The sequence below is a fragment of the Kitasatospora sp. MBT63 genome, from assembly GCF_000710465.2.
Classification (GTDB): Bacteria; Actinomycetota; Actinomycetes; order Streptomycetales; family Streptomycetaceae; genus Kitasatospora.
The window spans coordinates 24934-40568 of record NZ_JAIZ01000132.1 but is presented as its reverse complement, the minus strand read 5'-3'; the positions used below and the strand labels follow the sequence as shown (position 1 = coordinate 40568).

11 protein-coding genes are annotated in these 15635 nt (G+C 69.1%); 8 read left to right on the top strand and 3 right to left on the bottom strand.

From position 1 onward, the window contains the following. Positions 1-236: 236 nt before the first annotated feature. The 4 genes from AA75_RS08890 (at position 237) to AA75_RS08875 (ending at position 4825) form a co-directional block, all read left to right on the top strand. Positions 237-1277 (top strand): GlxA family transcriptional regulator, encoded by a 1041-nt coding sequence (locus AA75_RS08890; RefSeq protein WP_051812030.1) that lies wholly within the window; start codon positions 237-239, stop codon positions 1275-1277. Positions 1278-1379: 102 nt separating this feature from the next. Then, positions 1380-1607, top strand: a complete 228-nt coding sequence (locus AA75_RS08885; protein WP_033819285.1) for a hypothetical protein — start codon at positions 1380-1382, stop codon at positions 1605-1607. Positions 1608-1825: 218 nt separating this feature from the next. After that, positions 1826-2752, top strand: a complete 927-nt coding sequence (locus AA75_RS08880) for a hypothetical protein (RefSeq protein WP_033819284.1) — start codon at positions 1826-1828, stop codon at positions 2750-2752. A gap of 48 nt (positions 2753-2800) precedes the next feature. Then, positions 2801-4825: a hypothetical protein gene (locus AA75_RS08875; protein WP_033819283.1), complete on the top strand. Its 2025-nt coding sequence runs from the start codon at positions 2801-2803 to the stop codon at positions 4823-4825. A 10-nt stretch (positions 4826-4835) separates the two neighbouring features. Here the strand turns inward: AA75_RS08875 and AA75_RS08870 are convergent, their stop codons facing one another. Genes AA75_RS08870 through AA75_RS08860 form a run of 3 tightly spaced genes read right to left on the bottom strand, consistent with a single transcriptional unit; the run spans position 4836 to position 9300 of the window. After that, the gene (locus tag AA75_RS08870; protein ID WP_033819282.1) at positions 4836-6449 is read right to left on the bottom strand and encodes a cyclic nucleotide-binding and patatin-like phospholipase domain-containing protein; all 1614 of its coding nucleotides are present in this window, start codon (positions 6447-6449) and stop codon (positions 4836-4838) included. Beyond that, a complete protein-coding gene (locus AA75_RS08865; RefSeq protein WP_051812027.1) occupies positions 6446-8707 on the bottom strand; it encodes a response regulator in 2262 nt (753 codons plus the stop codon). Before AA75_RS08865 ends, AA75_RS08870 begins: the two co-directional genes overlap by 4 nt. 47 nt (positions 8708-8754) lie before the next feature. After that, positions 8755-9300 (bottom strand): heme NO-binding domain-containing protein, encoded by a 546-nt coding sequence (locus AA75_RS08860; RefSeq protein WP_033819281.1) that lies wholly within the window; start codon positions 9298-9300, stop codon positions 8755-8757. Between the two features lie 258 nt (positions 9301-9558). Between AA75_RS08860 and AA75_RS08855 the strand changes: the two genes are divergently transcribed. The 4 genes from AA75_RS08855 to AA75_RS08840 all read left to right on the top strand — a co-directional run bounded on the left by AA75_RS08855 (position 9559) and on the right by AA75_RS08840 (position 15135). Then, positions 9559-11580 (top strand): cyclic nucleotide-binding domain-containing protein, encoded by a 2022-nt coding sequence (locus AA75_RS08855; protein ID WP_033819280.1) that lies wholly within the window; start codon positions 9559-9561, stop codon positions 11578-11580. Between the two features lie 31 nt (positions 11581-11611). Further along, entirely contained in the window at positions 11612-12670 is a 1059-nt protein-coding gene (locus AA75_RS08850) for an adenylate/guanylate cyclase domain-containing protein (RefSeq protein WP_033819279.1), read from the top strand. Positions 12671-12883: 213 nt separating this feature from the next. After that, positions 12884-14689: a glycoside hydrolase family 15 protein gene (locus AA75_RS08845; RefSeq protein WP_033819278.1), complete on the top strand. Its 1806-nt coding sequence runs from the start codon at positions 12884-12886 to the stop codon at positions 14687-14689. Then, positions 14689-15135 (top strand): HEAT repeat domain-containing protein, encoded by a 447-nt coding sequence (locus tag AA75_RS08840; protein ID WP_033819277.1) that lies wholly within the window; start codon positions 14689-14691, stop codon positions 15133-15135. Before AA75_RS08845 ends, AA75_RS08840 begins: the two co-directional genes overlap by 1 nt. Positions 15136-15635: the final 500 nt, after the last annotated feature.

The following is a 15635-nucleotide window of genomic DNA, read 5'->3' as shown; positions in this document are numbered from 1 at the left end:
GTACCGGACGCTCGACCTCGCGCTCGACCAGGGTCTCGGGTCCGCCCCACTGCTCCACGACCACCGCACGCATGCTGTCCGCCTCGTTCCGCTTCCGATCCTCACCGCCGGGACCTGCCCGGCAGCGGTGCACGACCGGGAGGTCCCCGGCGCGATGCGTTCAACAGTGCACCTGCCCGACTCCTCAGAGTGTTGGCCGTCTGGCCACTATGTGACAGAATCTGGCCATGAGCGAGATGCAGCAGGCCCCGCCTACGGGCGGGACGGACCAGGAGGGCCACGGCCGGATACCGCGGGGGCACCGGATCGCGGTGCTCGCTCTGCCCGGAGTGCCGCCCTTCGAGCTCGGCATCCCGTCCCGCGTCTTCGGCAGCGTGGAGGACGCCGAGGGCCGCCCCCTGTACGAGGTCACCGTCTGCACCGCCGACGGCGCCCCGGTGCTCAGCGACGCCGGGTTCACCGTGCAGCCCGCCGCCGGCCCCGAGGCCATGCGCGCCGCGGACACCGTGATCATCCCGCCCACCCACGCCATGCCCGAGCTGAGCCGCGGCGGTCCGCTGCCGCCCGAGGTCACCGCGGCCATCGCCGGCATCCGGCCCGGCACCCGGCTGGTGTCCATCTGCACCGGCTCCTACGTGCTGGCCGCCGCCGGACTGCTCGACGGCCGACCGGCCACCACCCACTGGAACCTCGCCCGCGAGTTCCGCCGCGTCTACCCCATGGTCAAGGTCGACGAGGACGTCCTCTTCGTCGACGACGGCGACGTGCTCACCTCCGCGGGCGTGGCCGCCGGCGTCGACCTGTGCCTGCACATGATCCGCCGCGACCACGGCGCGGCCGCCGCCAACCGGGCCGCCCGGATGTGCGTCGTCCCGCCCTGGCGGGACGGCGGACAGGCCCAGTACATCGACCGCCCGGTCCCCGAGCCCACCCTCGCCAGCACCACCGCCACCCGTGCCTGGGCGCTGGAGCACCTGGGCGAGCCGCTCTCCCTGGCCCGGCTCGCCGAGCACGCCCGGATGAGCCTGCGTTCCTTCACCCGGCGGTTCCGTGACGAGGTCGGCCTGACCCCGGTGCAGTGGCTCACCGCGCAGCGCCTGGAACTGGCCAAGCAGTTGCTGGAGACCACCGACCTGTCGATCGACCTGGTCGCCCACCGGGCCGGCTTCGGCACCGCCAACTCCCTGCGCACCCACATGCGAACGGCCTTCGGGGTCCCGCCCGCCGCCTACCGCCGCACCTTCAACCCCAACGACCACGTCGGCGCGGACACCTGATCCCTGCCTGCCCCCGGCGTTGCCCGGAAGGCCGTGGGCAGCGTGCCAGGCTGGCGTTACGTTGCTGTTGCTGCCTGCCACGACCGACGGAGGTTCCCCGAAGTGGACAGTGCCGAGAAGACCCTGCGGCGCCCGCCGGTCGGCGGATGGACCGTCTCGCTCGTGTGCGACGGCGAGCCGGTGACCGTGCACATACCGGCCTCGGACGCGAGCAACAGCTACGACGCCGTGGCCAAGGCATCCGCCACGGCGGCCGCCGAGCGAGGTTCCCCGGAGCTGAGGTTCACCGGGATCCACGCGGACTTCACCGGCACGACGAGACAGCCTTGACGCGTTCGGGTGCTGCGGCCGTCACGGTGACGACGGCCGGCTCCGCCCTGCGACCCGCAGAGACACCTCGCGAACGGCACCCGGCTCCTCGATGACGCACGCCCGCACGGCGGCCGTGCCCGGCCGCCGTGCGGGATTGTCTGCCGGATGACGCAGGCCCCGGCCCGCAGCGGTTTCTATCGTGGGCTCACGACAGCGCTTGTACAGGGGGCTTGCTGATGGCCGTGGAGCGGGAGAACGTCGAGCAGCTGCAGGAATGGCTGGCCGAGGGAAGTCCGCAGCGGGGTGCGAACCCGGCTGCCGGGATCTTGGTGGAGAGACTGGCCGCGCTGGTGTTCCAGGACGAGTGGGCGTGGCCGGAGTGCACCGACCGGGTCGACACCTACCTGGATGCACTCCGCGGCCGGCTCGCACGCGACGGCGCGGGCGAGAGCCGGTTCGTGGAGCTGACCGGTCCGGGAGCCGATCCGGGCGTGTTCGTCGACTGGTTCCTCCCGGTGGTCCTCGGATGGGAGCGGGAACGGACCGCTCAGGACGGGACCGGCGGGGGTGACGGCACCGACTGCTGGCCCAACCCGAACCACGACGGCACTCCCGGCACCGAGTTCTACCGGATCGAGGAGGGGACGGGGCAGTACCTGTACGCCGCGGGCACGGACGCGGACGACTGGACCACCTACGACCGGCGCCGGTACGCCGAGCCCGTCAGGGACGACGCGTACGGCCTCGACTACCGGTACGACCGCCGGGACGAGGCCTACGAGTGGTACGACGAGGAGTCGCAGACCTGGAACGACCAGACGTGGGCCGACCTGTACGCGGCCCGCCGGCATGACCCGGGCTCACAGACGCCCGTCGAGCACGCCGAGGCCCTGTGGGACGAGAACTGGCAGATGTTCTACCGCATCGGCCCCGGCGGCGTGTACGAGTTCGCCGACGCCGTGGCGCGGGGTGAGCGCTCCAGCGGTCCGGGCGAGATCTGGCTCAGCCACGAACAGGTCCTCCTGCGTGACGCGCAGGACACGGCCGACCAAGCCACCCGCGAGGCCTTCCTGGACGCGGTGGCGAGCGGACCGGGCCTGCCGGCGGGCGGGGAGGAGCTGCTGGCTGCGGAGTTCCTGAAGCTGCTCGAGGACCAGCGATGACCGCAACCGGCCGAGATGTGACCGACTTGAACGTCAGGGGGAATTGAGATGAGCGAGCAGTCCATCGAGCTCACGCCTCTCCAACGGGGGCCCGCCGGCCGGGAACCCGTCCGGCGGGGTGCGACCGACCAGGAGATCCGGGCGCTCGCCAAGGCCATGGTCGAGTCCATGCTGAGCAAGGGCTTCACCAAGGCCGGGCTCAGGGAATTCTACGAACACAACCTCCCCCACCTCGTCTCGCAGCTGCGGGTGGCCAGGAGCGATCTGCCCGGGCAGCAGGCCGATTCGAACGTCGAGGCCGTCGTCGCCGACGAGTTGAAGCTCGGCCTGGAGCAGGTGATCGGCACCGGCAGGGGCATGCTGCAGAGGCTGGATCTTCAGGACGCCTGGATACGTGCCCTGCTCCCGGCCCTCACCACCGTGAGCTCGTACAAGTTCATCAACGGCTCGAACAAGAGCGCGCTCACCCGAACGTGCACCGGGCTGGAGGACGGCCTGCACATACTCGTCAACGCCCGGGCGAAACTGGTGCGGCAGCTGGAGGAGGCCGAGCAGCTCATCGGCCCCTCCTGGGCGCAGGGTCAGGACGAGAGCGTGCGCCGGCAGGCAGCGGATCTGTTCGACCGGGCCCTGCCCGACGCCGCGGAGGCGGTCGAGGAGTGCGCTCGGCGGATCACGGCGGCCGTCAGAGCCGAACGGGTGGTCGTCGACAGCGCGGTGGAGGCCTTGGTCGTCAAGGAGGCCCAGGGCGACGACGCGGTGGCGAAGGACCTGCGCGCCCTGGTCGACGAGTGCAAGAAGGCCGACCAGTACGCCCAGGCCGGATTGGGCGTCGCTGCGGCGCTCGCCCCGCTGTACGGCTGGGCCTTCGCTCTCGCGGGGGCGTTGGAGGGCCACGCCATGGTCGAACACCAGCGAACGCTGTACACCCGGGAGGCCGAGCGGCGTCAGAAGGAGGGCCTGAACGTCATCGATCGGCTCAGGGCCGACCCGGACGCCTTCATCGAGGCTTTCAGGGTGCGGTCCCAGGACAACATCAAGGTGCTCATGGGATATGTGGGCATCGGTGGCTCGTTCGCCGGACCGGCGTGGCCCCTGGTGCAGTCCGTCGTCACCAGCGTCGCCAACGCGTGGTTCGACACCGCGGCAAAGCGAGCCATAGCGGTGATCCGAGCCGCGGAGAACCACGGAACCGGTCAGCTGGTGAGCGCTTTCAGCGACTTCCGAGAAGTGGAGGAATCGAACGTCAAGGACGCCCTGAAGGACCCGGGGCAGTGGACGGCGGCGGCGACGGCCGTCGGCGTCCGGGTGGCCCCGGGAATCGACGAGGACGTCGCAGCGGACGCGTTCAAGGGATCGGTCGCCCAGATCGTCGGCTCCGTGCTCCTCGCACCGATCGCCGGCGCGATCGTTTCCTGCCTCGACATCCCCGAAGCGCAGATCGTGACTCCGGAAGAGCTCGAGAAGTCGCTGTCAGCACTCACCGGAGCATGGCCCAAGGAGTACTTCAAGGCCTCCGGGCCCACCGGAGGAACGGCCCGCACACCGCTCCCCGAGAATGTGAGCCTCACCGGCGGATGGATCGGCGGCGAGAACGGCTACGCCATCGTCGACGACCGCGGCCCCCAACCCGGCAACCTCGGGCACCTGGTCGCGATCGAGTCCGCCGGGAAGGGGAAGGGCCAGCGGGTGTGGGGGTACGCCACACCCCACGGTTTCACCCTCCTCGAACCGGATCCGGACGCATTCACGGAGGACCCCGCGATGTGGAGCGAGTACATCATCAGGGCGGACGGTGCAGAGCACCGCAGGGACCGGGCCAAGGACCTCAAGGGCGTGTGGTACCGCCCGTTCCCCCACTACGCGAACACGTTCGTCCTGAAGGCCACCGGCACCGACCGCCTCTACTACGTCCGCGGTTCGGACCGGACGGGGGCCTCCCCGGCCAAACTCGTCGTGGAGGTGTTCACCGACAACCCCGGCTTCGCCCGGCAGATCGGGGTCCCCCACCTCCGGGCCGTCAGCGGCGGCTACCTCCCTCCGGGGCTGGTCGGCCCCTCCGACGGCTCGTGAGCGGGCCGGGTCAGGACGGGGCCGGACGGAGGTTGGCCAGCGCTGCCGCGAGGTCCGGCAGCGCTGCGCGGGCCGCCCGCTCGCCTTCGACGATGAACGCGTCGATACAGCTGAAGTCGAGGCTGGCGGTAGGACCGATGTTCGGTCTGATCAGCGTGTCCACCAGCGGCAACTGAAACTTGATCATTTCTCGTTCCATCGAGTTGAGCACACGCCCCATGATCTGCATCAGATTGGGATCGGAGGCCCTCTTGACCGCCAGTTCCTGACCCGCGACATTGGAGCCGATGACGTGCCCCACCCCCGCGTTCCGCAGGGCGTTGGCCGGCAACGGGTTGACCACCGCCCCGTCGATGCAGCGTCGGTGTCCGATGGGCCAGGGGGTCACGACGCCGGGGATGCTGGCCGAGGCGCGCACGGCGTCGGCCAGCAGCCCTTGGTTGATGACGACCTCTGCTCCGGTCGTGACATCGGTGGCCACCATCCAGCAGGGGATCTCCGTGTCCGCGAACTGCCGGTCGGACGTCCAGGCCGAGAGCCGGTGGCGGAGGTGGGCGCCCTTGAAGAGCCCCGCGTGGGGAACCAGGTTCAGGTCCAGACCCATGCGGCGCAGACGGACGGCACGGGCCACCTCGCGGAACACGTCCAACAGCACGTGGTCCGGGTGCCCGAGGGCGACCGACATCGCCACCAGGGCCCCGCCACTGGTGCCGGCCACCGCGTCGATGGGGATGCCGGCCTGCCGTAGCACCCGCAGGACGCCCAGATGGGCCACGGTCTTGGAACCTCCGCTGGACAGCGCCAGTCCGACGGTCTGGCCCGTCACCCACCGGGCGATCCGGTCGTGGTCCTTGCGCCCGCGCATGACGATCAGCCGTTCACGATGCCCGACCCAGGCCGGAGGGGCGCTCAGGGCGACGACGTGCTCGGAGACGTCCATCGCCACCTGTGCCAGTTCGGTCGCCACCGGGGGAAGCCCGACGAGCAGGTGGACGATGCCGTCCACGTCTCTTCCGGCCATCGCCGCCAGGTCCCTGATCTGGAGTCCGGAGCCTTCGCGCCGGATCACGCCTTCGGGGAACGGGCCGGCGTCCCGTGCCCCGGGGAGCATCAGTACACCGGTCTTCGCGCTTCCCGCCCGGGCGAGCACGGCTGCCGCGAGGTCCGGCAGACCGTCGCCGACGACCGCGGTGATCCGGGTCGCCGGTGCGGACACCAGCTGCCGGTTGGTCGCCACCAGGCGTCGGCCGAGCTCTCTGGAGAGCTCGATGCCGATGGACGGATAGCGGTCGAGCAGGTCGTCGAGATCCCGCTGGTGCAGGGCAAGGAGCACGGCGTCCGCCGACACCCGCAAGGTGGCCGAACGCGGCTCGCGCAGCAGGAGGGACAGTTCTCCGACGAAACTGCCCGGCCCCAGCGAGGCGAGCGGTTCTTCGTTGAGGCCGGCCAGCACGTCCACCCGGCCCGAGGCCACGAGATACATGGTGTGGGCCGGGTCGCCTTCGCGGAACACGACATCCCCTCGGACGTGCTGCTCCACCTCTATTCGTCCGGCGATCGCCTCGATGGCTTTCATGGAAAGGTTCTTGAAGAACGGAACCATTCGCAGCTGCTGTTCGATCAAGGTCTCAGCTCTTCCTTCTTCCCTGGCTTCGGGGCCGCCGGACCGTGCTCCGGTCGGGGTGGGACGTCCGTGCCCGCCGCCGGGCCGCCGGCCGTGGCCCGCACCTGCCGCAGTTCCTCGGCCAGCGTGTCGAGGCGGATCGGTTTGGCGATGTAGCCGTCCATGCCCGCCTCCAGGCACAGTTCCTTGTCGCCCGCCATGGCGTTGGCGGTCATGCCGACGATGCGCGGACGGACGTCGTCCGCCCAGGCGCGGTGGATCCGGCGGGTCGCCTCCAGACCGTCCATCTCGGGCATCTCCACGTCCATGAGGACGACGTCGAAGCGTCCGCGGTCCAGCGCCTCGAGTGCCTCGATGCCGTTCTCGGCCAGAACGGGTTCGCGATATCCGAGCTTCTTCAGCATCAGCACCGCGAGGCGCTGGTTCACCTGGTTGTCCTCGACGAGGAGGATCCGGTGGGACCGTTCGCCGTCGGGCCGGTCCTGGACCGGGGGCGGGCCCGGCTCCGGTCCCTCCTCCACCGAGGCGAGGCTGTTGACCAGTGCGTTGTGGAGTTGGGACGCTTTGACGGGCTTGTTGAGGCAGGCGGCGAAGTCGGCTCCGGCAAGCCCGCTCTTCGTGTAGGAGAGGGACGAGAGCAGCACCAGGGGCAGGTCCTTGGCCGTGCGTTGCCGGCGGATCAGGCCGGCCAGTGTGACCCCGTCCGTGTCGGGCATCATCATGTCCAGGATCGCGATGTCGAACGGCCGGCCGTCGCTGATCCAGCCCAGCGCCTCGGCGGGCCGGTCGGTCACCTGTGCGACCATGCCCCATGCGGTGACATGGCGTCGGATGACCTCGAGGTTCACCGCGTTGTCGTCGACCACCAGCACACGGCGTCCGATGAGCGACCCCTGAACGACCGGCCTGGCCTCGGGCAGCTCGGCCGGCACAGCCTGGATGGTGAAGTGGAAGGTGGAGCCGACGTCCGTCTCGCTGTCGACCCACATGGTTCCGCCCATCAGCTCGGCGAGCCGTTTGCTGATCGCCAGGCCCAGGCCGGTTCCGCCGTAACGGCGAGTCGTGGAGGCGTCCACCTGGCTGAACTCGCGGAAGAGCCGGTCCATCCGGTCGGCGGGGATGCCGATGCCGGTGTCGGCCACCGAGAAGAGCAGTTCGTACCTGCCGTCGGGGGCGGGTCCCGCCGACTCGACCGAGACCACGACCTGGCCCGACTCGGTGAACTTGACGGCGTTGCTGAGCAGGTTCGACAGGATCTGCCGCAGCCGTGAGCGATCGCCGACGACGGCGTGCGGCACGCCCGGGTCCACCAGGCAGGCCAGTTCCAGGGACTTCTCCGCCCCGCGCGGGGCCACCAGGTCGAGGGCCGACTCCACGCAGTCCTGTACCCCCATGGGTTGCAGTTCGAGTTCCAGCCGGCCCGCCGCGATCTTGGAGTAGTCGAGGACGTCGTTGATGATCGTCAGGAGGAGCTCACCGCTGGACGCGATGACCTCCACGAAGCCGCGCTGCTCGTCGGTCAGGCGGGTCCCCTGCAGCAGCTCAGTCATCCCGATGACCGCGTTCATCGGGGTGCGGATCTCGTGGCTCATGGTGGCCAGGAAGGAGCTCTTGCTCCGGGCGGACTCCTCGGCGGCGAGTCTGGCTGCTCTCAGCTTCTCCTTGTCCCGCTCGCGCATGATCGACCAGCCGATCTGGATCCCGACGTGCGACACCAGCTCCAGCAGCGCCCGGCTGGGCGGGTCGGTGAAGGCGGCGAAGAACTGGACGACCACGTCGACCCGATCCTTCGTCAGCACGGGGAAGGCGAAGGAGGACCCGAGGCCGGGCGGACCCGCCGCGGCCCGCTCCCCGGGCGTGGGCCCGGTCGTCTCCCCGGTGCTCCAGGCCGGGGCGCCGGTCGCCAGCACCCGGCCGGGCAGTCCGTCCCGCGGCCCGAAACGGAGCTCCTCATGGGCGGCCCGGAAGGCCGAGAAGTCGGCGTCCGCCTCGGCCTGACCCCATATCCCGGAACTGCGGGCATCACCGGTGTCGTGGTCGACGACGAGCACATGGCCGAGAGGCCACCCGGTGTAGGCACACAGTCGCTCGACCGCCAGCTCGAGGACCTTGAAGAAGGATGAACTGCGGTTCGACAGCTCGGCGATGTCGACCATCAGCTTCAGCTGGTTGGTGCTGTTGTACAGATCGTGGACCACCGCCTCGGCGACCCGCTCCGCCTCCAGACGGATCAGCCGCTCCCGTTCGACGCGGCGCATGAGCCGTCGTAGCTCCTCCTCCCCCGCCCGCGCGGGCCGCCGTTCCGTCATCGCCGGCCGAGCCCGACCTCGAAGACACAGTGGCCCGCTCCGTCCCACATGCACGAGCTCTGCCGGACGTCGGGCTCCTCGCCGAAGACCAGCACCATGCCCTTGATCGCTCCTCCGATGGTCGCGCACAGGATCGCCGACGGACGCGGACGGTAGAGGACGGACAGCCGGTCCGGCGCCGCCTGCTCGAAGTCGAAGACCGGCACGTACGGATTGTGGTGCCGCCAGAATCCGGGGTCGATGAACGAGTCGATCGCCCGGATCAGCGACTGCGGCGAGTGATGGGATTCCACGAAGTACGGGTACCTCTCGGCGATGAGGCCGACGGCCTCCGTGCCCTGCCAGTCCAACAACTCCGCTGCCGGACGGCCGACGACCTCGGCCCCCGCCTCCCCGAGCCTCAACAGGTCCTCGGGCGGATAGTTGCCCATGGGGGTGTAGACGCCGTCCATCCCGGCGGTCTCGAGCATGCTGTCCCAGACCCGTTCTCCGTAGCGGCCGTTGACGGCTTCCTCGAAAGCCCAGATCCACAGACCCTTCATCGGCGACCTGCTCCCTCACTCCTCCGAGGAGCCACAGTGTCATGGCCGGGCGGGAGCGCGATGCCCCTTGGGACGGCCTTTCGGGTGGCCGGTCCGGACCGCGGGGAACGGGCCGGGCACCGGGCCTCACCGACGGCCGGGTGTTGCCCTGGCGACTGCCCCGGTGGGATGGCACCGCAGCGCCGAACGGCAAAGGCTTGACCTGGCCCGTATGGACGCGCCCCGCCCGAACGCGGCGTCCGAACGGAAAGGAGCGATATGCGCAGAGTCATCGACTGGCCCTTCTTCGGGGCGACCCTTGTCGTGACCGGCCTCTTCTGCTTCGAACTGGCCTCGCACGCCCACACCGCCCTGGCCTGGATCGTTCTGGTGCTGTCCGTCATCCCGCTCTACGCGACGGTCTACGAAGTCGGTTTCCTGTTCAAGGCCGCGCTGTTCCACCGGCACTGGACGCAGCCGCTCCGGCCGCGGCGCCGCGCCGAGCGGTCTCCGGGGATAGCCTTCCTGATCGCCTCCTACCAGGAGCCCTTCGACGTCGCGAAGATGACGTTCGACTGCGCCCGGGACGCGCAGTACGGCGGACCCCGCGAAATCATCGTCGTCGACAACTCGGGCGACACCGACTCGGAGGACTACCGGCGCTGGAAGTCCTACGTGGAATCGCACGACGGCCGAGACCCGCAGCTGCGCGTCCTCTTCCGCTACAACGAGAAGAAGGGCGGTCTCAAACCCGGCAACGTCGACCTGGCGCAGTCCCTGATCGCCGAGGCCGAGTACGTGGTCCTGCTGGACATCGACTCGTCGCTGCCGCTCCACGGACCGCTCCTCGAAACCGCGGTCAACGAGTTCGAGTGCGACGAGAGACTCGGAGTCCTCCAGTTCGACACCATGGCGACCAACGATCACTTCAACGGCCTGACCGGCCCCGTGACCGTCGTTCAGAGCGCCATGCACGTCTCGCAGCTGATCCGGGGCTCCGGCGGATTCGCGATCTTCTACGGTCACAACGCCATGTGGCGGCGGTCGGTCCTGGAGGCCAGCGGCCCCTGGCTGGATCACTACCGGGGCACCGTGATGCTCTCCGAGGACCTGCTGAAGACGGTCGGCGCCTACGCCAACGGCCACACCAGCCGCTACCTGGACATGGCCACCGGCGAGTGGGTCCCCAGCTCCCTGCGCTCACTGGAGACCATGTACCGGCGCTGGGCCTACGGCACCTTCCAGGTCCTCTTCAAGCGCTTCCACCGGATCCTCACCACCAGGGGCTTCACCGTCCTGGAGAAGGTCGATCTGGTGCTGTCCATGGTCGGCTACGTGACGGGCGCCGTCTTCTTCCCGCTGAGCGTGCTCTGGTTCTTCTGCTTCCCGGTCGGCCATGCCGCGGCCCTCACCTGGTTCATGCTGCTCGCCCCGCCGCTCGCCTCCGCATGGCTCGTCTACGTCCGCTATACGAGACGGCTCAGATCACCGCTGGCCAGCCGGCTCTTCGACCTCTACGCGGGAGTCTTCGCCGTCAGGACCTTCACCCTGCTGGTGGGCATGCGGTCCGCAATGAACTTCCTGTTCGGCGTCAAGCAGGGCTGGCGGGTCACGGCAAAGGGCTTCGAGACCCGGCCCAGCATGGGGCAGGCGCTTCGGGACAACACCTTCGTCGCTGCCGTCGGCCTGGTCATCCTCATCGGTTGTCTGGTCAGCTGGGGCGTCCGGACCGGCTTCTCCGCCGGTGGTCTGCTCTCGTTCGCGCCGACCCTGTTCATCGCCGTCAACCTGCTGCTGTGCGTGCTCGTCTACGGCCGCCAGGCGCGCTCACCGGGAGGCACGCTGGAAGGCACCGGGATCGACGGCTTCATGCTCCGCAACTCCGTGCTCGACAAGGTTCCGCTGTTCCACGGGACCAACGCGAAGTTCCAGCACAACCTGGCGCTCGCGCTGGAACCCGTCTCCTACCCGGCGGGCGCGACGATCATCACCAAGGGCGAACCCGGCCACGCCCTGTACCTGGTGGCCGAAGGCGAGGTCGCCGTCAGCAACGGCCGGCAGCGGATCAGGAGTCTGCAGGAAGGGAGCTTCTTCGGCGAGCGCAGCCTGTTCCTCGACGAACCCCGGTCCGCGACGGTGACGGCGCAGACCCGCTGCGAACTCTTCCGCCTCGACAAGACGACCTTCATGGAGGTCCTGCGCGCCCAGCCGAAGGTGGCCCGCAGAGTCGTCCACCAGGCGGAAAGCTACATCCGTACCGACCTTCAGCGGGCCCTCACCGGCCCACCGGGCCACGAATAGGGCGACCGGCCCGGGACAGGAGGCACAGCACATGCAGGACAGACGTCCCCAGGTCCTGATCGTCGACGACGACCCCGTCAACCGCATGCTGCTCAGCCGGATGATGCAGCGGGAGGGCTACACGACCGTCGAAGCCGTGAACGGCAGGGAGGGGTTGGCGTACCTGGAGACGTCGGCCGTCGACATGGTCTTCCTGGACATCGAGATGCCGGAAGCGACCGGCTTCGACGTTCTCCGGGGCATCCGGTCCACGCCGCGGACGGCCGACCTGCCGGTCGTGATGGTCTCGGGACTCGACGACATGGACAGTGTCGTCCGGGCCATCGAGCTCGGTGCCGACGACTACGTCACCAAGCCGATCAGCCGGACGCTCCTGCAGGCCAGGAGCCGCGCCATCCTGGAGCGCAAGTACTTGCGGGACCGGGAGTTCGCGAGGATGCGGTCGATGCTCTGCCGATTCGTGCCCGAGAAGGTCGCCGACGACCTGCTGGCCGATCCCGACGGCTCACAGTGGCTGGAGGGCCGCAAAGGCGTCGTGACGGTCATGTTCGGCGACCTGCGCTCGTTCACGACCTGGGCCGAGCAGAGCACGCCGGAAGCGGTGACCGGAGTCCTGAACACCTACCTCGGGGCGATGAGCGACGTCATCCTGGACTACGGCGGGACACTGGTGAGCTACATGGGGGACGGGTTCATGGCCGTCTTCGGCGCCCCGGTCACCAACGACCACCATGCCGACCTCGCCCTGGCCGCGGCGCGCAGCATGGCCTGCGACGCCCTCGGCGAGTTCAACCGCTGGGTGACGCAGAGCGGTTACGGCCCGGGGTTCAGGATGGGCATCGGCCTCAACTCCGGTCTGGTCATGGCGGGCAACGTCGGGTCGCAGCGGCGCATCGAATACACGGTGGTCGGCGACACCGTCAACACGGCGGCGCGGATCGAGCAGGCGACGAAGGACCACAGCCGCGCCATCCTCATCTCGGACGCCACCCGTGCGGCGCTCGCCGCCATGCCGCCGGATCTGGAGCCCGTCGGCGAGATCACGCTGCGCGGCAAGGCCAATCCGACGACGCTGTGGACGGTCGGGTAGGAGCCGGACCGGTCGGCACCTCGGGGGATCGAGGCACGGATGGCTGCCCTCTCAGTCCTTTCCGCTCCGGCGGACGGCACCGCACCATGAAGTCCCACTCACGGCCTCCGCAGGAGAGGGACCCATGGCCACATCAGTTCGCAGGGCCGTCGTCCCGGCCGCCGGGATCGGATCCCGTCCGCGCGGGGCGGCACACCGGGTAGGGGGTGGCCGGTGACGTACCGGCCCGTGGAGGAGTACGGGATCATCGGGGACATGCACTCGGCGGCACTCGTCGGGACGGACGGATCGATCGACTGGTACTGCCTCCCCAGATTCGACTCGCCCAGCGTCTTCGCCAGGATCCTCGACGACGAGAAGGGGGGCTACTTCAGGATCTCCGTCCCCGGCTGCCTCCGTCGGCAGCAGATGTACCTGCCGGACACCTGCGTCCTGGTCACGCGGTTCCTGAGTGACTCCGGCGTCGGGGAGGTGATCGACTTCATGCCGGTGGACCCGGGCCGCGCCGGCCCCGGATCCCACCAGATCGTCCGTGTCGCGAAGTCGATCAGGGGAAGCACCGAGTTCCGCCTCGACTGCATGCCGGCCTTCAACTTCGCGCGTGACCCGCACACCGTCGAGATCAGCGGCCCGGGGGCGCTGTTCCGCTCCGACGGCATGTCCTTCACCCTGCGCAGCAGGTTCCCGCTGGCCCGTCATCTGAACGGCGTCTCGGCTTCCTTCACCCTCGGGGAGGGGGAATCGACGACCTTCCTCCTGGGTGAAGGCGCCGACCTGCAACAGACGGCCGCCGAGTCCAGGATCGTCGGCGACGACCTGTTGCGTGAGACGGTGACGTTCTGGAAGAGGTGGCTCGGGCAGTGCACCTACCGGGGGCGCTGGCGCGAGATGGTCAACCGGTCGATCCTCACCCTGAAGCTCCTCACCTACGATCCCACCGGCGCGATCGTGGCGGCGCCCACCACCAGCCTGCCGGAGGAGCTCGGCGGGCCCCGCAACTGGGACTACCGCTACACCTGGATGCGGGACGCGGCCCTGACCCTCATCGCGTTCATGCAGCTGGGCTTCACCGGTGAGGCGGAGAAGTTCATGGCCTGGCTGGAGGAGCGGGCCGTCGAGGACGCCACCTCGAAGGCGCCGCTGCAGCTGATGTACCGGGTGGACGGGACACGGGACCTGACCGAGACGCACCTGGACCACCTCGACGGGTACCGCGGCTCGCGGCCGGTGCGTGTCGGGAACCTCGCGGTCGACCAGCTCCAGCTGGACATCTACGGTGAGCTCCTCGCAGCCGTCGAGATCTACGACCGCGATGCCAAGAAGATCTCCTACGACCTGTGGACGCACCTCGTCCGGATGCTCGACTGGGTCGCCGACAACTGGCGCCGGTCCGACGAAGGCATCTGGGAGATCCGCGGCGGACGCCATCACTTCGTCTACTCCAAGGTCCAGTGCTGGGTGGCCCTCGACCGGGGCCTGCGGATCGCCGACCGCAGAAGCTTCCCCCTCGACCGGAGCAGGATCCAGCGGGAACGGGATCTCATCTTCGAAGCGGTCATGCAGGAGGGCTACCGGCCCGACCGGGGATCCTTCGTCCAGCACTTCGCCACCGACGCCCTGGACGCCAGCATCCTCACACTGCCCATCGTGGGATTCGTCGCACCGAGCGACCCACGCATGCTGGGCACCCTCGCACGGATCCGCCGCGAACTGTCCTCGGACAGCCTGGTCTACCGCTACAGCGTGCGGCACGCCGCCGCCGACGGCATCGACTGCGGCGAGGGGACGTTCAACATCTGCACCTTCTGGCTGGTCGAGGCGCTGGCGAGAGCCGGTGAGGTGGAGGAGGCACGGTTCATCTTCGAGAAGATGCTCACCTACGCCAACCACGTCGGCCTCTTCGGCGAGGAGACCTCCCCGTCCGGCGAGGTCGCCGGGAACTACCCGCAGGCCTTCACCCATCTCAGTCTGATCAATGCGGCGTTCGCCCTCAACGAGGCGCTGGGTGGTGATGTGTGATGGCGGGATCCGGCAGATACCTCGGGAGACCGGCGCGTCACTGGAACGAGCTGCTGTCGAGCCCCGACCCCCTCGCCCGCAGACTGGCCTGCCACGCCCTGGGCCAGTGCGGGGCCCTCGGCGAGGACGTGGTAGCCACACTGCGCGCGACCGCGGCGGACGACCCCGAGGGCTACGTCAGGGTCTGGGCCGCCGCATCGCTGGCCCGGCACGATCCGGGTGACGGAACCGCGCGGAGCGCCCTCCTCCGGGAGTGCGGCGATCCCGCGGACTTCGTCAGGAGCCTGGCCGTGTGGATGCTGGGACGGCTCGACCTGCCCACCGCCGACGGCGAGGTCGACGCGGTCGTCCGTCGTCTGCTGGACGACAGCGCCCCCAGTGTGCGGGCGGAAGCCGCGATAGCCTGCGACCGGCTCGCCGCAGATTCTTCTCGGCAGAACCGGTGAACCACAGTCACCCGCGAGAATGGCCGAAATGGGCCCCGACCCGGGACTGTGATGCCGTCACACAATGCCCGTTCGAGCGGCCGGTAGGGCCTGTTCTGCTGCACGGCTGCCGCCGTATTCGCCCGATCGATATTCCCGTTCGACCGGAACTCCTCAAAGCCCCGCTCAAGTTGGCAGTTCCGGCTGGGTCAGGCCGACGAACGCTTGGCATGTTGTCAATTGCCATTGCAGATCGGCCGGGAGAGACTGGAGCTCATCAACTTCCTCCCTAGATTGGGGTCGAACCATGAAGGATCGCGAAGAGAGCAAGGAAATCCAGAAGTCTGTCGATATGCAGCCGGATCTCGCGCCGGAGGAAGGATCTGCTGAGGATGTGAAGGGTGGCAGTAATAGGGCGGTGGACTCGCCGGGGTCAATCCCTAAGCTGCCGAAGGGACCCTTCCCTCATCTGCCGTAGCTCCAACAGCAGTGGCGCCGTCGGCGGCCGGTGAGCCGGACGA

What these genes read in the sequence shown, in the direction of transcription:
- AA75_RS08860 (WP_033819281.1), bottom strand. Translation starts at nt 9,300, where the DNA reads ATGAAGGGTCTGTGGATCTGGGCTTTCGAGGAAGCCGTCAACGGCCGC.
- AA75_RS08855 (WP_033819280.1), top strand. Translation starts at nt 9,559, where the DNA reads ATGCGCAGAGTCATCGACTGGCCCTTCTTCGGGGCGACCCTTGTCGTG.
- AA75_RS08875 (WP_033819283.1), top strand. Translation starts at nt 2,801, where the DNA reads ATGAGCGAGCAGTCCATCGAGCTCACGCCTCTCCAACGGGGGCCCGCC.
- AA75_RS08865 (WP_051812027.1), bottom strand. Translation starts at nt 8,707, where the DNA reads ATGCGCCGCGTCGAACGGGAGCGGCTGATCCGTCTGGAGGCGGAGCGG.
- AA75_RS08880 (WP_033819284.1), top strand. Translation starts at nt 1,826, where the DNA reads ATGGCCGTGGAGCGGGAGAACGTCGAGCAGCTGCAGGAATGGCTGGCC.
- AA75_RS08840 (WP_033819277.1), top strand. Translation starts at nt 14,689, where the DNA reads ATGGCGGGATCCGGCAGATACCTCGGGAGACCGGCGCGTCACTGGAAC.
- AA75_RS08890 (WP_051812030.1), top strand. Translation starts at nt 237, where the DNA reads ATGCAGCAGGCCCCGCCTACGGGCGGGACGGACCAGGAGGGCCACGGC.
- AA75_RS08850 (WP_033819279.1), top strand. Translation starts at nt 11,612, where the DNA reads ATGCAGGACAGACGTCCCCAGGTCCTGATCGTCGACGACGACCCCGTC.